This window comes from Arthrobacter sp. B2a2-09, from assembly GCF_027587375.1.
Classification (GTDB): Bacteria; Actinomycetota; Actinomycetes; order Actinomycetales; family Micrococcaceae; genus Arthrobacter.
Genome location: NZ_JAMXIC010000004.1, coordinates 14,807 through 32,158 on the forward strand (window position 1 = coordinate 14,807; position 17,352 = coordinate 32,158).

Annotated in this window: 15 protein-coding genes; 6 read left to right on the forward strand and 9 right to left on the reverse strand. The window is 64.1% G+C overall.

What is annotated here, in order from left to right; translation table 11 throughout:
- Positions 1 to 3 precede the first annotated feature (3 nt).
- A complete protein-coding gene (locus NFJ07_RS05705; RefSeq protein WP_269993120.1) occupies positions 4 to 696 on the forward strand; it encodes a phosphonatase-like hydrolase in 693 nt (230 codons plus the stop codon).
- 65 nt (positions 697 to 761) lie between these two features.
- Positions 762 to 1,208 carry a DoxX family protein gene (locus NFJ07_RS05710; RefSeq protein WP_269993121.1) on the forward strand — a complete coding sequence of 149 codons (447 nt, stop codon included), beginning with the start codon at positions 762 to 764 and terminating at the stop codon, positions 1,206 to 1,208.
- A gap of 5 nt (positions 1,209 to 1,213) precedes the next feature.
- On the opposite strand, the gene NFJ07_RS05715 is transcribed toward NFJ07_RS05710, so the two are convergent.
- Both NFJ07_RS05715 and NFJ07_RS05720 read right to left on the reverse strand, forming a co-directional pair.
- A complete protein-coding gene (locus NFJ07_RS05715; RefSeq protein ID WP_269993389.1) occupies positions 1,214 to 1,711 on the reverse strand; it encodes a uracil-DNA glycosylase in 498 nt (165 codons plus the stop codon).
- A gap of 889 nt (positions 1,712 to 2,600) precedes the next feature.
- Positions 2,601 to 4,010, reverse strand: a complete 1,410-nt coding sequence (locus NFJ07_RS05720) for a DUF3100 domain-containing protein (protein WP_269993122.1) — start codon at positions 4,008 to 4,010, stop codon at positions 2,601 to 2,603.
- Positions 4,011 to 4,220: 210 nt separating this feature from the next.
- Between NFJ07_RS05720 and NFJ07_RS05725 the strand changes: the two genes are divergently transcribed.
- Positions 4,221 to 5,684, forward strand: a complete 1,464-nt coding sequence (locus NFJ07_RS05725) for a chlorohydrolase family protein (RefSeq protein WP_269993124.1) — start codon at positions 4,221 to 4,223, stop codon at positions 5,682 to 5,684.
- Positions 5,685 to 5,808: 124 nt separating this feature from the next.
- Here the strand turns inward: NFJ07_RS05725 and NFJ07_RS05730 are convergent, their stop codons facing one another.
- The 3 genes from NFJ07_RS05730 to NFJ07_RS05740 all read right to left on the reverse strand — a co-directional run bounded on the left by NFJ07_RS05730 (position 5,809) and on the right by NFJ07_RS05740 (position 9,276).
- On the reverse strand, positions 5,809 to 6,993 hold the full coding sequence (locus tag NFJ07_RS05730; RefSeq protein WP_269993125.1) for a hypothetical protein: 1,185 nt from the start codon (positions 6,991 to 6,993) through the stop codon (positions 5,809 to 5,811).
- A 125-nt stretch (positions 6,994 to 7,118) separates the two neighbouring features.
- Complete coding sequence (locus NFJ07_RS05735) at positions 7,119 to 8,087, reverse strand: hypothetical protein (RefSeq protein WP_269993126.1); 969 nt, start codon at positions 8,085 to 8,087, stop codon at positions 7,119 to 7,121.
- Positions 8,088 to 8,205: 118 nt separating this feature from the next.
- Positions 8,206 to 9,276, reverse strand: coding sequence for a Gfo/Idh/MocA family protein (locus NFJ07_RS05740; protein WP_269993127.1), 1,071 nt, complete (start codon positions 9,274 to 9,276; stop codon positions 8,206 to 8,208).
- Between the two features lie 145 nt (positions 9,277 to 9,421).
- Between NFJ07_RS05740 and NFJ07_RS05745 the strand changes: the two genes are divergently transcribed.
- From NFJ07_RS05745 to NFJ07_RS05755, 3 genes are read left to right on the forward strand one after another with little or no spacing between them, the layout of a single operon-like run.
- Positions 9,422 to 10,525, forward strand: coding sequence for an efflux RND transporter periplasmic adaptor subunit (locus NFJ07_RS05745; protein WP_269993128.1), 1,104 nt, complete (start codon positions 9,422 to 9,424; stop codon positions 10,523 to 10,525).
- Between the two features lie 2 nt (positions 10,526 to 10,527).
- Positions 10,528 to 11,301, forward strand: coding sequence for an ABC transporter ATP-binding protein (locus NFJ07_RS05750; RefSeq protein ID WP_269993129.1), 774 nt, complete (start codon positions 10,528 to 10,530; stop codon positions 11,299 to 11,301).
- Positions 11,298 to 12,479, forward strand: a complete 1,182-nt coding sequence (locus tag NFJ07_RS05755; protein ID WP_269993130.1) for an ABC transporter permease — start codon at positions 11,298 to 11,300, stop codon at positions 12,477 to 12,479. The genes NFJ07_RS05750 and NFJ07_RS05755 overlap by 4 nt, the downstream gene beginning before the upstream one ends.
- Before the next feature lie 78 nt (positions 12,480 to 12,557).
- Here NFJ07_RS05755 and NFJ07_RS05760 read toward each other — a convergent pair whose 3' ends face one another.
- The 4 genes from NFJ07_RS05760 to mmsB all read right to left on the reverse strand — a co-directional run bounded on the left by NFJ07_RS05760 (position 12,558) and on the right by mmsB (position 17,321).
- Positions 12,558 to 13,259, reverse strand: coding sequence for an ABC transporter ATP-binding protein (locus NFJ07_RS05760; protein WP_269993131.1), 702 nt, complete (start codon positions 13,257 to 13,259; stop codon positions 12,558 to 12,560).
- A 2-nt stretch (positions 13,260 to 13,261) separates the two neighbouring features.
- Positions 13,262 to 14,701, reverse strand: a complete 1,440-nt coding sequence (locus tag NFJ07_RS05765) for an ABC transporter permease (RefSeq protein ID WP_269993132.1) — start codon at positions 14,699 to 14,701, stop codon at positions 13,262 to 13,264.
- Positions 14,702 to 14,900: 199 nt separating this feature from the next.
- Positions 14,901 to 16,001, reverse strand: a complete 1,101-nt coding sequence (locus tag NFJ07_RS05770; RefSeq protein ID WP_269993134.1) for a substrate-binding domain-containing protein — start codon at positions 15,999 to 16,001, stop codon at positions 14,901 to 14,903.
- A gap of 51 nt (positions 16,002 to 16,052) precedes the next feature.
- Positions 16,053 to 17,321: a multiple monosaccharide ABC transporter permease gene (mmsB, locus tag NFJ07_RS05775; RefSeq protein WP_269993136.1), complete on the reverse strand. Its 1,269-nt coding sequence runs from the start codon at positions 17,319 to 17,321 to the stop codon at positions 16,053 to 16,055.
- Positions 17,322 to 17,352: the final 31 nt, after the last annotated feature.

Below are 17,352 nucleotides of genomic sequence, written 5' to 3' on the forward strand. Positions count from 1 at the left end.
CACATGATCAAGCTCGTTGCCTGCGACATGGCCGGAACCACCATCGACGAACACGGGGACGTCTACGTGGCGCTGGCTCGCTGCGTGGAAGAGACCGGGGCAAGCACCACTCCCGAAGCCGTCCAGGAATGGATGGGAGCCGACAAAGTGGAAGCCATCGCGGCGCTGATCACCAAGGGTGGTGGCACTGCGACACCGGAGATTGTCCAGGCGGCGTTCCTCCGCTTCAAGGAGCTTCTCGCTGACTTCTACGAGCAGAACCCGCCGGTAGCGCTCGACGGCGTTGAGGACGCCTTCCGCGAATTGCGCAGCCGGGGCGTCAAGATCGCCCTGACCACGGGATTCTCGCGCGATGTCGCGGAGCCGCTCCTGGCGCGGCTCGGCTGGTCGCTTGCGGGCACGGGTACAGCGCCCGACGACGGCGGCTTGCTTGACGCCGTCGTCTGCTCTGACGATGTGGCGGCCGGACGTCCGGCGCCCCATATGATCCACCGCGCCATGGAGCTGACGGGAGTGATGGACGTCCGCGAAGTGCTGGCTGCCGGAGACACCACGAACGACCTCAAAGCGGCCAAGAACGCGGGAGTGACGGCTGTCGGTGTCCTGACAGGAAAACTGGGACGCGAGGAACTCGCCGGACACCCGCACGATCACATCCTGGCGGGAGTCAAGGATATTCCGGCGCTGCTGGCTTGATTCAAGCGGCCGGATCACAAGGCGGCCGTTTTGAGCTGCGCCGTCGGCATGGAAGATTGGACCGGGTGAAATTCCTCCTTCCTTCGCAGACCTCATCCTCGCGTGGCATCGCGTTTCTGAGGATCGTGTTCGGCGGCCTTTTGCTGCTGCACGGAGTCCAGAAGCTGCTGGCCGGGCAGCCGGCGTTTGAGGCAACCATCGCCGCCATGGGTGTTCAAAAAGCGGGGCTGATGTCCTGGCTGGTCATCTGGGGTGAAACCGGACTGGGCGCACTCTTGGTACTCGGCGCCCTGACCAGGGTGGCTGGCTTCCTGGCCGCCCTCATGTACGCGGGGATCTGGTTTGTCACCGAATCAGGCAAGCCGTTGTTGAGTGATAGTCCCGGAATCAACGCTGAGCTGCTCATTCTGTATATCGCGTTGGCGTTGGCGTTTGCCTTCATCGGTTCCGGGGCGGTTTCGCTGGACCGGAAACTGTTTGCCGGGAAGCCAGCCAGGAAGTCGCGGCGCTAGGCGCCCTAGCGCCGTCCGGCCTGGAGACCCGCGCGGGCCATGGCGTCCGCGTAGGAGCGGCCCATTTCGATCAGCCATTCGGTCTGGCGTTCCTTGGAACCGGCGAAGGCGCGCCCGTGCAGCGAACGGGCCTTGTAGACCTTCAGGCCGCGGCGCCAGATCAGCTGGTTGTCAGTCTTGAGGAGCATCTGCGCCAGGCGGTTGGCTTCCGTTCCATGGGCGACGATCGCCGAGGCGCGCGGAACGAGTTTGAGGAAAGCGAGGAGCGGCTTGAGGCCGGCGGCGATCTGCTCGGGAGTCAGCTTTCCGTTCGCCTCGCCCGGCGTGAACCACGGGTGGGTGTTCCACGGCATCATCCATTCCGGGCGCAGGCCGAGCTGGAACTGCAGGCCCAGTAGCCGGGTGGCGGCGGCGTCGTCGCCAGCCCAGACAACGCCCCGCGGGGAGGCCTCGCTGGTGTTGGAGAACAGCGTGACAATCCGGCAGTCCTCCACCGAGTGCATCGGATCAACGTAGGGGACCTCGAAGCCCGGGCGGAGCTTGCGGAGGAACTCCACATGCCCGTTGACCGGGGCGATGTGCGGGGCGAAGAAGGGGCTGTCCGGAACCGCGGGAGCCTCGGCTTCTTGGGTAGCCGGAGCCTCTTCGGAGCTTGCCGGTTCGACGACGGCCCTTTCGACGACGGTCACAGACGGCGTCTCTTCGGCGGCCTCGGCAAGCGGGGCTTCAATCGCGGGAGCGGCCACAGGTGCCACACTGCGGGTAATGACCGGGCTGGCCTCGGGCAACGACTTTGACGAAGCCTTCTTAGGCGCGGCTGTCTTTACGGCAGCGGCCTTCGGAGCGTCTTTCCGGGCCGGAGCCTTCTTTTCGGCTTTGGCCGGGGCGTCGACGTCATCGTCGTCGTCGAACAAACCATCGAAGAGCTTGTCGAGTTCGTCGTAACCGCTGCCGTAGTCGTCGTCGAGCTCGGGGCCGCGCCCGAAACCTTCCTCGTACCGCGAGTCCAGTTCGCTGCGGTAATCCTCGTCGTGGACCTCGAAATAGTCAGATTCGGCCAGTACGGTCATGAGAGCAGTGGTCTCCTGGGGTCGGGCAGAGGCCAGTATCGGGCGCGTGGGGGCACGTCCGTTCCGGACCAGTTGATGGGGAGGCTCTCCGGGGGACCGGTTGAGCCTTTAGATCTTAGCAAGCCACAGCTGGTCTGGTGTCCTTCCGCCGTTCATCTGACTCGGTATGTCGCGCAGCCCCGGCGCATGAAGGAACCACGATGCGTCGAATATCACCCCGTATGCGCCGCCGAGGGCGCGCGCAGAGACACGGGAGGGCGGTGGAATAGACGAAAGAGTCCATTCCACCGCCCGTGCGGCGTCAGTTGTTCGGCGTCAGCCCTCAGACATGGATGACGAATTGCGCAAGTGCTGCGGCTGCTACGAAACTCGCGGAGAACGTGATTGTCGCCACAATCACCGTGCGCCAGTTCAGGGACTTCAGCGCGTTGACGTCGCGCCCCACGTTCATGCCGAGCAGGGCGATTGATCCAAGGCCTACGTACAGCGGGTCAAGGTTGTGGGTGAAGGAGACGATCATTCCACTGAAAGGATGGATCGGGGCCGTTGCCAAAGTGGCGAGAGCAAGGACCCATACGCTCGACGGCACGGCCGGCACGTACTTGGCGAGTACGAATGCCAGGGCGGTAAGGAGGCCGAGGATCACTACGCCGATGACGTCGTTGACACTGATGGACTTGGTACCCAAGGCGTTGAGGACCACGCCCGCGGCGATGCTTGCAACGAAAGCGATGATCCACGTTGAAGGCCTCGTACGCACCTCCGGGTCCTGGATTACGGCCGAAACGTCTACTTTGCTTCGGTCCTGCCGCCGGCTCTGGTTTGCTGAAACAGCGTTTCCGTAGCGGTCAAGGCGCTTGCCGTCGTCGTCACGGCGGAAGATGCGCGACCAGAACTTGTAGAGCCGCAGGGACATCGGCAACGAAAGGAAGGCCCCGGCGTAGAAGCCGACAAGGTTCGTCACCAGGTTCGACAGGGCCGCCAGCGCCATGATTTCCGGCGCCTGCCCCGGGTAGAGGATGGACAGGGCAGCTACGCCGCCAAGCATCATGGATCCCGAGCCGAGGCCCAGGCCCAGCGCCAGGGCAAGCGGGTCGAAGATTCCCATCCCGCTGAGGAGTCCGGCCAGCAGGGAGATGAAGACTGCTCCGAAGACGCTGCCCAGGAGCCACACGGAGAACACGCCGCGGTAGACCGGAGACTTCACGCCGAACCGCTGCAGTGCGTAGGCCAAGTAGGACTCGCGGTCGATTGCCCAGGTGGCGCCGATAGCCGTGCGGCCCATGCCCAGCGCGACGCCGACCGGCAGGGCGATGATGACCGTTCCGAAGATGTGGCCTACTTCCTGGAGCAGGATGGCCGGGCCGAGGGAGCTCAGTTTGGCGAAGGAGGGTCCAACCTGGGTGCCGAGGGCCCCCAGGAACATGACGATGCTGACGTTGAGCAGCACGGAGGCCACGGCACGGCTTTGGCCGGACATGGGGCGTACCTTCTGCACGCCGATCACAGCGCCAATCAGCACGGCCCACAAGACCGGCATGAGCACGATCGCGGCGTTGCCCAGGGGAATCTTGTGCGTTCCAGCCAGGATGGCGACGGCGCAGACGGCCGTGGAGAGCAGGATCATCGATCCCCATTGCCGCGCGGTCGGCGTGAAGAGGCGGGTCCGGCCGTCGTCGACCTTGACTACGGGCGTATCCACCTCCGGAGTGGTTGTGGATTGGTTCTTCATTGTTGTGAATCCTTCGTGTGCTGCAGAGGCGAAAGATGGATGTACCCCACGCCATTTGGTATACCAAAAATGGTAAGGTGGATCACATCGCAATGCAAGACATGTCACAAAAGCTGTTGAAAGTCCTGAAAGCGAGGGCGCTTGGGCGCTCCGTCAGCTTCGAACTTGATCTGCGGCTACTTGACCTGGGATACCAAACTTGGAGGGTTCATGATTACTCAACTTTCTGCCCGGTACGTTCTTGGCTATGACGGGACCAGGCACGTGATGCACACGGATGGGCACGTCGTGATGCGGGATGACGAGGTCATCTACGTCGGTACCGACTACACGGGTCCCGCGGACGAACGCCGGGACTTTGGACAGAGCCTGATCGCACCTGGCCTCATCGACCTCGATGCCTTGATGGACATCGATCACATGATCTTCGACTCCTGGCCCACGGAGGAGATTGCTCCGGGCTTGCAATGGTCTGAAGACTACTTCCACAACCGCCGCCGCGATGTCTTCACCGCCGCGCAGCGCCAGAGCGTGCGCAAGTTCGCACTGGCGCAGCTGGCCTTGCACGGCGTGACCACCTACATGCCGATCGCCTCGGAGATCCACAGCTCATGGGCTGAAACCTTCGAAGAACTCAAAGGAATGGCGCAGTCCAGCATCGAGCTTGGCCTGCGCGGCTTCCTTGGCCCCGCGTACCGCTCGGGGATCAATGTCACCGACAACGACGGCCAACGCGTGATCCTCTTCGACGAGGAGGAAGGACGCGCAGGGTTCGCCGACGCCGCACGGTTCCTCGACTACGCCGACGAGCTCGGACACCCGTTGCTTAGCGGTGTCCTGCTGCCGTGCCGAATTGAGACACTTTCGGACGAACTGATGCGCCGGACCGCCGAGCTGGCCACCGAACGCAACGCACTGGTCCGCCTGCATTGCCTCCAGGGGGCGAATGAAGACGGGTTGCTCGTCAAGCTCACGGGGCGCACCGTCCTGGAGCAACTTGCGGATTCCGGCCTGCTGGCCACCCGGCTCCTCATCCCGCACGGGGTTGTCATCGACGGCACCGACCCGTCCTCCAGTGCAGAGGGCGGGCCGTTGGATGTGCTGGCCCGGCATGACGTCAGCATCATCCACTGCCCCCTGACGTCGTTCCACTACTCAGGCATGCTCAAGTCCTTTGACGCCTTCGCAGCCGCCGGGGTCAACATGTGCCTGGGAACGGATTCGTTCCCGCCGGACCTGATCAAGGGCATCGACATCGGCACGCACCTGGCCCGTATCGCAGAGGGCAGACGGGACGCCGGCACGGTGTCGGCGTTCTTCGACGCTGCCACCCTGGGCGGTGCCAGGGCATTGGGCCGCGATGATTTGGGACGCCTGTGCCCGGGCGCGCAAGCGGACATCATGGTCGCCTCACTGGGTGACTTCCGTGACGGGGTCGTGGAAGATCCGCTGCGCACGCTAATCCTGAACGGCTCGGCACGCAACGTCACCGACACGTACGTTGCTGGCCGCCCTGTGGTTGTTGGCGGGTCGCTCCCAGGTATCGAACTGGATGAACTGCGTGCTGAGGGTCAACGGCTTTTTGGCCAGATGGTGGAAGCCTACGGCGAACGCGACTACCGGCTGCGCGAAGCTTCCGAGCTGTTTCCTCCCGTCTATGCCCCGGCGGTGTAGCGCGCCATAAAGTCGCAATTCATCGGTGGTGCCACGCATGGGCTCCTCCGCGGGGCTGTTTGCCCTGCGGAGGAGCCGGGAAACGGGCTGCGATCCGGTGCGGTGGAGCAGCCCGAGCCGGTGACTATGCGGGAAAGGTTGCCCGGATCTTCCGGCTGCCCACCATCACGATGAGTCCAAGCAGCAGCAGAGCTGCCGCGAACAGCAACCACAGGCCATTGAAGCCAGTGCTTGCGAGAACGGCCGTTCCAGCCCCAACAGCAACCGCTGAAGGAGCTGAGGCGGCGCTGGCTTGCATTGCCGATCCAGTTGACGGAACGGCGGCAGCAGGATCAGCGAAGCCTTGAGCGCCTACCGGCACGTTCACGACCGGCAGATTCACTACGGGAGGGGTGACGACCGGCGGGTTCACGCCTGACGGGGTCCCGACGGCGGAAGGCAAGCCCAGGCCGGCCAATGCGGTGCCGAGCAGGTTCACGGGTGCGGTAAGCCCCGTGCCCAAGAGAGAACCGACCCCTCCGCCGGTGACTGCAGAGGCGGTGCCGAGCAGATCCATCGGCGCGGTGACTCCCGTGGTTCCGGTTGGCGTCGGGCTGAGTAGGTTGACCGACGTGTCACCGACGGTCACTGGTGTGTTGACCGGTGCGGTGACGCCGGTGGTTCCGGTGCTTCCGGTCGGCGGCGTGCTGAGTACGTTGAGTGTGGTGTCACCGACGGTGGCCAGGCCGTTGACCGGCGCGGTGACCGGGGCAGCGACGCCGCTGGTGCCTGTCGGCGTCGTACTGAGTACGTTGACCGAGGTGTCACCGACGGTCACTGGTGTGTCGACCGGTGCGGTGACGCCGGTGCCTCCGGCGGTGCCCGCCGGCGTCGTGCTGAGTACGTTGACGGACGTGTCACCGACGGTGGCGAGCCCGTTGACTGGTGCTGTGACCTGGGTGCCAGAGGCTGTTCCAGGGCCGGAATTGCTCAGAACTGCCAGTGAGGTGGCTCCGATATTAACAGGGACCGATATCGGAGCCACCACCTGGGTTCCGGACGGGACGGCTGCTCCGCCGGAATTGGTCGCCGGGGCCGGAGCCGGGGCGAGTGCAGGGGTGGTGGTCGCGGCGCCCGAATTTCCGAGTATTGAGAGCGACGTCGACCCGAGGTTCACCGGAATGGATACCGGTGCAACGACTTGAGTGCCTGAGGCATTGCCTTGCGCACTTGTAGTGGTGTCTGCCGCGTTCGCGGCAGTTGCGCCGAGGGCTATCAACCCACCGGCAAAGAGGGTGCCAAGCAGCCCCTTGCGAATCATGCTGTGCATTTTGTTTTTCTCCTGAACGATTAGTTCCCAAAGGCGCCACGGTCCGCAGGAAACTGCGGGAGCGCCCGGATCGGCCGTTTGCCACGGCCCAGAATGGTCTTCTGGGGAGGCGGCGGGGCTCGGAACTAGTCAGGGGAAGAACCCGGGTCAAACGACACCGGAGCCGGAACACTGCCGGCAGCAGCCGTGGACACGAGGGTCCCAGCCAAGGGGTAAAACAGGTTTGTGCCTTGGAGCCAAGCTGCAGCAGCCCCCGAAGGATTGCTGGAAAGGGCCGCAGATCCGCTTACAGTGTCGCTGCCGCCTGGTGCACCGCGCGGGAATGCCGCGTTGGACGCCGAAGGACCGCTGGCCCCGCTGTTCCAGGAGGCTTGGTTCCACGGTGCACCAGCCAGCACCGGCAGGCCCTCGTGGCCACCAAGGACAAACAGCGGAGCCGCGGCTTTAACAGCAACGGGCGGCAAGCCACCAGCAACGGACCCAAGAACCGAGGATTGCCCAGAAGGAGTTCCGCTCGCCTCGAGATCACCGAGGAGGTCAACGGCGGGAGTCGTTGCGGGTATGCCGGAGATGGTCACTGGGAGAATGACGGGAAGCGCCTGCACTGCGGGCCCGACGGCGCCCAGCGCCGGGGTAACGACGCGGCCAACCAAGGAACCAACGCTTGACCCAATCCCGTCAACCGCGCTGGCTGCTGGCGATACAACGCGTGCAGTCACGGCACCAACGGTCCCCTCAGGAAGTACTGCGCTGACCACGGGCGTGCTGGCCACAAGTTGGTCAACGCTCCGGGCCAACTGCGGGACGACCGCTGGTAGATGGACCACAGGGGCTGGAACGGAATCCGCTGCCGACGCCGATCCGGCGCTTCCCGAAACGGCATTGCCGAGGGTTCCGGAAAGTCCCGCCGCAGCGTTTTGCACGACGTTTGACACTGCGGAGCCCGCGCCGCCCAGAAGGGTGTGGTTGGTGTTCCCGGAATCAGCGTTGGCTGCCGTGGAGGAGAGGGCCATCCAAACGACGGCACCGGCGCCAGCGAGCATGACGGAGCGGAGAACATGAAGAACGCGCGACTTACTTCGCTTAGCTTCCATCTCGACACCCCCCAGCGTCAGCTTGGATCGACGATCGCTCCCATCCTAGGCCTCACTAGTTAACTAGTCCAGACGTTGGATGGAATCTCCTCCGTGGCCGACGGATTCGGCATTCAGCTCAGCGGGCGTCGTTGGCGTATCGGACTCCGAGCTGGGATCGCACCCCGTCGAAGAGACGCATGGTGTTCAGCGAATCGTCCAAGGGCATCACGGGACTCTCAGTCAGTCCTTGCTGGACACAGCGCGTAACCTCACGCAGCTCGTAGGTGTAGCCGATCCCTACCGCGTCAAAGCGTTCGATTCGCGGTTCGTCCCAGCCAGTTCGAATTACAAGCTCGCGCGGATTGTTGATGGACCCTTGCGTCTGGAGGAAGCCCTTCGAACCGGCAACCGACGCCGAGCGCGGCCCATGGGCCAGCAAAGAAGAGGTCAGCTGGGCGATAGCACCGCCGTCGTAAGCCAGCGTGAGCGCATTCTGGGAGTCGATGCCGTCGTCCGTCAAAGTGCCGATCGCGCTGACTGACTGCGGGAAACCTAGGGTGCCCAATGGCCACAGCAGGGCATACACCGTGAGGTCCAAAAGGGCTCCGCCACCGTCCGCCGGGGCCCAGATGCGGGCGGAAGGATTGTAGGGGGCAGGGAAACCAAGGTCGGCGCTGACCCACTTGATTTCGCCCAGCTCGCCGGACGCGGCAATGGCGAATGCCCTCTGGATACTTGGTAGGAAGCGACTCCAAACAGCCTCCATCAGGAACAATTTCCGCTCCCGGGCCAAAGCGACCAGCTCTGCCGCTTCACGGCCGTTGATGGTCAAAGATTTCTCGCACAGAACGTGCTTGCCCGCGTTGAGGGCGTCCCTGACGATCTCGAAGTGCTGGGCGTGCGGAGTGGCCACATAGACCACGTCGACGGCGTCATCGGCGAGCAGCCGCTGGTAGCCGGGCACGCCGCCGTCGTCCCCGTAGGACTTCGTGACCCCATGCGCGGCAGCAAAGGCATCCGCGGATTCCTGGCGCCGGGAACTCACCGCGTAGAGGTTTGCGTCCTCAAGCTGGGCGAGGTCGCCGCTCACGGTTCTAGCGATCCCACCTGTGGCGATGATGCCCCAGTTCAGAGCCTCGCCGGTGGCTGAGCGGGGATCCTGGTTCGGCTGGCTGAACAACCACGGCTTGGCGATATGCAGACTCATGCGGCCTATCCTCTCATTGCCCCGTGTGGTTTACAGGACGCGCTCAGGTCACAAGCTGTGTCTATTTCGTCGGAGCCATCGCCTAGGCTGATGGTCATCATCCCTCGCAGAGAGGTTCTGTGGGGAGTTACCGAATGGAGCAGGGATGGGTGTTTTTCGACGTGTCATTTTGCCTGTGGCGTGGCTGCTGGTTTTCGCAGTGATCGCCGCGGCCTTGGTGAAGATCGCCTTTATAGATGGCTTGAAGCCGCAGGGTGCCGAGCCGGCCCCGATGGCCAGGGTGGAGACGCCTGTTGTGCCCGCGGCTCGTGCAACGGTCACTAATACGGTCCAGGTCAAGGCCACTGTCCAGAGCGATCCCGTTATTGGTGTCCGGAGCACGGCGGCGGGAACTGTCGTCCATATCTACGTGGAGCAAGGCGTGGCCGTGGCCAAGGGGGACCAGCTCTTCCAGGTCAAGTCCGAGCGGACCAAGCCTGCCAGCACTGCAACAACGCCCGCGGAAAAGAGCACGTCTGAACCCGTGTACGTGTACACCGACGTGCTCGCCCCTGCCGCCGGCAAGCTCAATGAACTGACTGCCCTCCTTGACCAGCAGTTAAGCGTGGGCGAAGCCGTGGGCAAGGTTGATCCCGGGACCTTCACGGTTTCCGGTGCTGTCAACGCCGCACAACAGTTTCGGCTTCTTGCCAAGCCAGGCTCGGCGCAGATTTCCCTGGTGGGCGGGCCGGCTCCATTCGCCTGCCCTGCAGTGACTCTAAGGAACAACGCCAACGACGCCGGAGCTACTACCGGCGGGAGCGGAACCGGCGGCGTTGGCATGGCCGCGCCTGCTGGCGCACTACCGGTGGCCGCAGCGCCTGGACCGGGCGGGGAAACACAGACTGGCGGCGCGAGCACCGGGACGCTGAGTTGCCCTGTTCCGGCCGGCACGGAAGTTTTTGCCGGTCTAGGAGCAACCATGACGGTGAGTGCGGGTGAAGCCAAGGACGTGGTGACCGTCCCGCTGACCTCCGTGAAGGGCAGTGTCAAAGAGGGAATTGTCTGGATGGCCGGCGCTGCTGCCGAGGGCAAAGCGCCAGAACAACGGCCTGTGAAGCTGGGCCTCAACGACGGCTCCAAGGTGGAGGTGCTCTCTGGCCTCGCCGAAGGCGAACAGGTACTTGAATTCGTCCCCGGCGCTCCGGCGGTTCCCTCCCAGCAAGGCTACGGGCCGGGAGCGGTCACCTACGGTCCGGCGGGCGGCTAGGCATGGATAGCCTCGTAAGCCTGCGCGGAGTCACGCGCACGGTGGTGCTCCCTGACGAGCAGAAGCTTCATATCCTCCGCGGGATCGACCTTGAGATTTCCGCCGGCGACCACACCGCGATCATCGGCCGCTCCGGCTGCGGGAAGTCAACGCTGCTGAACCTCCTGGGTCTGTTGGACGTGCCCACGTCCGGCGAACTCCGGTTTGTTGGCACACCTGTGCTACAACTCCGAGGCAACGCGCGTGCACGGCTTCGAGGCTCCACGGTGGGCTTCGTGTTCCAGCAGTTCAACCTGCTCCCGGGCCGCAGCGCGCTGGACAATGTCATCACGCCCCTTCTCTACGCCCGCGGCCGCGATTTCCTGCGGCGCCGTGAATTGGCGATGGATATGTTGGACCGTGTTGGACTTGCCGGCCGTGCCCGGACCATGCCGAACATGCTCTCGGGTGGCGAGCAGCAGCGGGTGGCCATCGCGCGTGCCCTAGTCCGGAGGCCTCGACTGATCCTCGCCGACGAACCCACGGGCGCGCTCGACGTCGAGACCGGCCAGTTGGTCATGGCACTGCTCGACGAGGTCGCCACGGAGTCCGCAGCGGCACTCGTGACCATCACCCATGACAGCAATGTGGCCGCCCTGGCGCGGTCTCGCTACCGACTAGACGCGGGTGTCCTGCAGCCCACAGACGGCCTGACGCCCTCGGAACCAGCGCCCCCAGAGTCAGAACTTTCGGAGCCAGTCGCCTCCGAGCCAGACTCGTCGGAGGTCCTTCCATGATCGGCTTCATGTCTGCCATGGTGGAGGCGTGGCAGGAACTGCGGATCAACAAAGTCCGGATCTTGTTGGCCCTGCTGGGCGTGGCCCTGTCCGTCGCCGCACTCACCTCCGTGGTGGGCGTCGGCAATCTTGCGCGCGAGGGCTTCAAAGCCTCGTCCGAACGTAACGGCGGACGCTCAGCCACCCTCGGACTCGGGGTCAATGGTCCAACCCAGCCGGATCCAGCACGTCTGGATGCGGCCTATCAGTCCATCGTTGACCGTTACGGCATTGCTTTCTCCACGCACGAGGGCCACGCCGAGCAGCCGTTCCAATTCCCTCGCGGTGTCCAGCCTGTTCAATTGATGGTGGTGGACCCCGGATATGAGGTCATTCACCGTCTGGAGTTGCAGCAAGGGTCCTGGTTTGCCAGCGACGACGAACAGCGGCTGGCGCCCGCCGTCGTCGTCTCTGAAGCGTTCTACAACGCGGCTGGCAGGCCCAACCTTGCCTTGCAGCCCGGCATCAAGACCGCAGGCGAGCAGGAATCGAATGCAGTGATCATCGGCGTCGTGCCGGACACGTGGCCGGATGCACCCCCGGCGGCGTACATACTGTCCGGCGCCGCCAGGCAAATGGGAGTCAACCAGCTCGGTGGGCAATTCAAGGTGTGGGTGCCGGACGCACAGGCTGAAATGCTCTCGGCCGCCATCCAAGCCGACTTGGCGCAGCAGTTCCCGGAAATGCACATTATGGCTCAGCGCATGGACTTCGCCGCCCAAGGAGATCCGCTGGCTCCGGTGCAGTTGGTGGTGGGCGGTATTGCGGGCCTGGTTCTCTTGCTGGGTGCGGTGGGGATGTTGAACATCTCGATGGTCACCGTCCGCTACCGGGTGCGGGAAATCGGGATCCGGAGGAGTTTCGGAGCCACCTCGGGGCGGATCTTCCTGGGTGTGATGATGGAGTCCGTCGTGGCCACGGCGGTAGCAGGTCTGGCCGGCGTCATGGTGGCGGTGGCGGTGGTCAAACACCCCTGGATCCAATCAAAGGTTGCCCCAGCCCTCAGCCAGTACCCGCCGTTCCCCATCGAAGCGGCCATGCTCGGTTTCGGAGCAGCTGTGTTGGTGGGTGCGTTGGCCGGGGCCATCCCCGCACTGGTGGCGGTGCGCGTCAAGGTTATCGACGCGATTCGCTTCTAAGGCCTCCCGCGCTCAAGACGGAAGGGCCGGGAACCTTGCGATTCCCGGCCCTCTCGTCCGCTAGCTCTGAAGAGCCGATCAGGCCCCTGCAGCGACCCTCGGACGCACAGTTTCCTCGCTCAGTTTGCCTTGCTGAAGCCTGAAGCGGCGCTCGGTTTTCTGAGCCAGGCTCCGATCGTGCGTCACCACCAGAATGGTGGTGTTGTGGTCCCGGCTCAACGAACTCAGCAGTTCGATGATGTGCTCACCGGTCTGCTCATCCAGGTTGCCGGTGGGCTCGTCGGCCAGGATGAGCTTGGGCTCATTGGCCAGCGCCCGGGCAATGGCAACCCGTTGCTGCTCGCCGCCCGAGAGCTTGTTGATACGCCGGGACTGTTTCTCCGGATCCAGCTGCACCTGCTCCAGGAGGGACCGCGCCCGCTCCAAGCGGGCAGCCTTCCGCATTCCGGCGAACTCCATGGGCAACATCACGTTGTCCACTGCCGAGAGGTTGGGGATGAGGTTGAACTGCTGGAAAACGAAGCCGATGTCCCGGCGTCGGTATTCGGTGAGTTTGCCGGCGGGAAGCCCGGCCAGGCTGACCCCATCCACTACGACGTCCCCGCTGGTTGGCTTGTCCAAGGCGCCGAGCAGGGAGAGCAGGGTGCTCTTTCCGCTGCCGCTCTTCCCCACGATCGAGGCGAGGGTGCCTTTTTCGAGCTCGAAGCTCACGCCATTGACTGGCTTGATGGTGCGGTCGCCGGACTTGAACTGGCGGACCAGGTCTTTGACTTCAATCATGGCTATTCTCCTCGGAGGACTTCGATGGGGCGGATGCGGGCTGTGAGCAGCGCTGGTACCAGGGCACCCACGACGGCGACGCCGAAGACCGCGGCAACGCCGGCGGCAATGACGCCGGGGGAGGCGCTCGCCGTCACGGAGGTCAGCAGCTGGGAGGCTCCGCCGAAGGGACCGCCCCCGCCGGGAAGACCAGCGCCGCCGAAGCCTCCGCCGCCGGGGCCGCGCTGGCTCGTGGCCGCCGTCGAGCTGTTGGAACTGATCAATGCCGATGCGATGCCGCCGCTGGCGACGGAAGCAATTGCAGCGCCAACGACGCTGCCGAGCGCCACGAGGACGAGGGCTTCGAGTACGAACTGCAAGCCGATGGTCCGGTTGCGGGCGCCGATGGCCTTCAGGACGCCGATCTCACGGCGGCGCTCCCGGACCAGCATGACCATGATGAGCAAGATGATCAGGCCGGCGGTGCCGAGTGCCGCGATGAAGGCCACCAATGAAATGTTCTTGACGCTGTCCAAGGAACTAACGGCGGTGTCGAGGTTTCGCTGGCCCTGCGTCACGTCGGCCTTACTGGAGCCGAGGGCAGTCTGCAGCGCCGTCTTGGCAGCATCCACGTTCGCCATGCTGTTGACCGTCACCACCATGCTGGAGAGCTCGCCCGGAGTTGCGGCGAGGGCCTGGGCCTCGGCGAGTGTCGTGTACACGGCGTTGTTGCCGAAAGTGGTGCCGGCGTCGAAGATGCCCGCCACCGTGAACGTCTTGCCGGCAATGGTGAACGTTGAGCCGGCCTTGAGGTTGTTCTTTGTCGCGAGCGTGGTTCCGACGAGGGCCTTGGTGCTAGCCACGGTGTAGTCGCCCAGGCCTGTGCCGCTGGTGATGTTCAGGGCCTTGCCGGCGGTGTCCACCTCGGCGCCGATACCTGTAGCCGTGATGGGCAGCGAGAACGTCGGCGCGGTTCCGGTGTTGCCCGTGCCCGTGTTTCCCGATCCGGTGCTGCCGCTGGTGTTGTTGCGATTGCCGAGCGTGCCGGCGTCGATGGCGGCCTGAAGGTTTGTGGTGACGCTCGTGCCGCCGCCGGGACCGCCACCCGGTCCGGCCTGTTGCGCCGTGGTGCCGGTGGTTGAGGCGGAGGCCGCCGTTGCGGTCTCCAGCCGCAGAGCCTTGGTGCCCACCACGGAAACGACGTTCGGTACGGCTGCCGCCGTCGCGGTCTGGGCCGTGGTGAGCGGCTCGCCACCGCCGTCGAAGCCCTGCGCACCGGCGGGGTTCACGGTCAGGACCGTGCCCACGGAGGCGTTGAGCTCCTGGACTTTGCCGCCTACGGCTTGGTTGGCCACGAGCATGGCCAGCGCCAGCCCGATCGCGACGGCCAGCACTGCCACTACAGCCGCGGTTCTTATCTTGTTGCGGAAGGCATTGCCTACACTCCGGGCGAGGACGCTCACGATTCTCCTTTTGGACCTGGCCCGCCCCAGCGGCGCGCCTGCTCACCTAACAGTGCGCACCGCGGCTGTGCGGCTGTGTTGCTGTTGCTATGCGGGGCCTGTGAAGCGTTGCCCGACGGCGCCTGGAACCGGACCCAACGACGGCGGCCACCCCCTTGAGTGGGGATGGCCGCCGTCGCTGGTGCCTAGATGAGAACTACTACTTCGTGATCGGGCCGAGTACCGGATCGTCGACGTAGGCCGTCTTCACGTTGGCCAGGGTCACGATGACCGGAGGCAGCAGGTATGCCGGCACGGTCTTGACACCGTTGTTGTAGGACTTGGTGTCGTTGATTTCCGGGGTCTTGCCGGACTGGACGTCCTGGACCATGGTGATGGCGTGCTCAACGAGCTTGCGGGTGTCCTTGTTGATGGTGGAGTACTGCTCGCCTGCAAGGATGGACTTGACCGACTCAACTTCGGAGTCCTGGCCGGTCACGATCGGCAGCGGCTTGCCGGCCGCCTTGACCGAGGTCAGGATGGCGCGGGCCAGGGTGTCGTTCGGGGACAGGACACCGTCCAGCGACGCGCTCGTGTAGGTACCTGCGAGCAGGGTATCCATGCGCTTCTGGGCGTTTTCTGCCTTCCAGCCCTGGGTGACGGCCTGTTCGAAGGATGTCTGGCCGGAAACCACCTTGAGGGTTCCGTCAGTGATCTTCGGCTGCAGGATGCTCATGGCGCCGTCGAAGAAGACCTTCGCGTTGGCGTCATCGGGGGAACCTGCAAACAGCTCGATGTTGTACGGGCCGTTCGCCTTCTTGGACTTGAGTCCGTCCAGCAGGGCCTGGCCCTGCAGCACGCCGACCTTGAAGTTGTCGTAGGCCACGTAGTAGTCCACGTTGGCGGTGTTCAGCAGGAGGCGGTCATAAGCGATGACAGTGGCGCCGGCGTCCTTGGCCTGCTTGAGCTGCGTACCCAGCTGCGCGCCGTCGATCGCGCCGACGATGATGAGCTTGTCACCCTTGGTGATCATGGCGCTGATCTGGTTCTGCTGCTCCGAAACGCCGCCGTTGGCGAACTGCACATCCGGCTTGAAACCTGCGCTCGTGAGCCCGTCGTTGAAGAGCTTCTCTGCCAGGACCCAGTTCTCACTGGTTTTCTGGGGGAGCGCGACGCCGATCGAGGAACCCTTGGGGAATGCCTCGCTGCCGCTCGATGAACCGCCGGTGCTGCCGCTGTCCGTACGGCCGCAGGCCGTCAGCGCCAGTGCCGCGATCGCAGCAACCGCTGCTGCCTTTCCTGCTTTACCAAACATTCGCATATCTTGCTTCGCTTTCTTTGTTGTGGATGGAACAAGTCGTCCTGAAGCCGATCAGGCTTCCTTGGAGATGGTTTCCCTGGTTGAGGATGTTTCGTCTGGAGCGTTTTCGCTGCTCCGGCCGAAGTTCTTCATCATCATTCCGATGATCGATTTCTTGCCCTGGGTCTTGTTGTAGACGTCGAAGGCGACTGCTGCCAGCAGCACGAGGCCCTTGATGATCTGGGTGAGGTCTGCGCCGACGCCGAGGAGTTGGAGGCCGTTGTTGAGGACAGCCATGACGAGGCCACCGACGATCGAGCCGATCACAGTGCCCACGCCACCGGTGACCGCGGCGCCACCGATGAATACGGCCGCGATGGCATCCAGTTCCCAGCCGACGCCGTCAAACGGACCTGAAGCGGTGGAGCGGCCCACGAAGATCATGCCGGCGAGGCCGGCAAGGATGGACATGTTCATCATGACCATGAAGTTGACCTTCTTGGACTGAACTCCGGAGAGCTCGGCCGCGTGGCGGTTGCCGCCGACTGCGTAGATGTGGCGGCCAATGACCGTCTTGGCGGAAATGAAACCGTAGATGAGGACCAGCACGGCGAGGATGAGTCCCGGGATGGGGAACGAGGTGCCGGGGCGGCCCGTGGCGAAGAGGTAGGTCGCGTACAGGATGGCGGCGTTGACCAGCACGAGCTTGGTGATCATCACCCATGTTTCAGGGACTTCGGCGCCCAGCGCCTGAGCGTTGCGGCGGCTGCGCAGTTCGCTGAAAATCACGAACGCGACGGCGATAAGGCCCAGCAGGAGAGTCAGGTTGTTATATCCCGTGCTCGGCCCCACCTCGGGCAGGTAGCCCGAGCCCAGGTACTGGAAGTCTTCGGGGACCGGAACGGTGTTTGACTTGCCGACGAACTGGTTGAAACCGCGGAACAGCAGCATGCCCGCCAGGGTCACGATGAATGCCGGAATGCCGACGTATGCCGTCCAGAATCCTTGCCAGGCTCCGATCAGGGCGCCGAGCAGGAGACCGAACAGGACTGCTGCGAACCAGGGCAGGTGCCAGTCCCTGATGGCCAGGGCCACCGAGATACCGACGAAGGCCGCTACCGAACCTACGGAAAGGTCGATGTGGCCGGCGATGATGACCAGGACCATGCCAATGGCCAGGATCAGGATGTAGGAGTTGCCGTTGAAAAGGTTGATGACGTTGCCGGGGGTCAGCGTTCGGCCGTCGGTGAAGATCTGGAAGAAGATGACGAGCGCAACCAGGGCAAAGATCATCCCGAATTGGCGGGTGTTGCCACCGAATAGCTTCTTGAGCGCGTTCATTGTTTTGGGTCCTTGTGTCCGTGTGGTTCTG

Coding starts and splice junctions, on each gene's coding strand:
- NFJ07_RS05705 (WP_269993120.1), top strand. CDS start 4: ATGATCAAGCTCGTTGCCTGCGACATGGCCGGAACCACCATCGACGAA.
- NFJ07_RS05715 (WP_269993389.1), bottom strand. CDS start 1,711: ATGCACTCGGTGGAGGACTGCCGGATTGTCACGCTGTTCTCCAACACC.
- NFJ07_RS05720 (WP_269993122.1), bottom strand. CDS start 4,010: ATGAAGAACCAATCCACAACCACTCCGGAGGTGGATACGCCCGTAGTC.
- NFJ07_RS05725 (WP_269993124.1), top strand. CDS start 4,221: ATGATTACTCAACTTTCTGCCCGGTACGTTCTTGGCTATGACGGGACC.
- NFJ07_RS05730 (WP_269993125.1), bottom strand. CDS start 6,993: ATGCACAGCATGATTCGCAAGGGGCTGCTTGGCACCCTCTTTGCCGGT.
- NFJ07_RS05735 (WP_269993126.1), bottom strand. CDS start 8,087: ATGGAAGCTAAGCGAAGTAAGTCGCGCGTTCTTCATGTTCTCCGCTCC.
- NFJ07_RS05740 (WP_269993127.1), bottom strand. CDS start 9,276: ATGAGTCTGCATATCGCCAAGCCGTGGTTGTTCAGCCAGCCGAACCAG.
- NFJ07_RS05745 (WP_269993128.1), top strand. CDS start 9,422: ATGGGTGTTTTTCGACGTGTCATTTTGCCTGTGGCGTGGCTGCTGGTT.
- NFJ07_RS05750 (WP_269993129.1), top strand. CDS start 10,528: ATGGATAGCCTCGTAAGCCTGCGCGGAGTCACGCGCACGGTGGTGCTC.
- NFJ07_RS05755 (WP_269993130.1), top strand. CDS start 11,298: ATGATCGGCTTCATGTCTGCCATGGTGGAGGCGTGGCAGGAACTGCGG.
- NFJ07_RS05760 (WP_269993131.1), bottom strand. CDS start 13,259: ATGATTGAAGTCAAAGACCTGGTCCGCCAGTTCAAGTCCGGCGACCGC.
- NFJ07_RS05770 (WP_269993134.1), bottom strand. CDS start 16,001: ATGCGAATGTTTGGTAAAGCAGGAAAGGCAGCAGCGGTTGCTGCGATC.
- mmsB (WP_269993136.1), bottom strand. CDS start 17,321: ATGAACGCGCTCAAGAAGCTATTCGGTGGCAACACCCGCCAATTCGGG.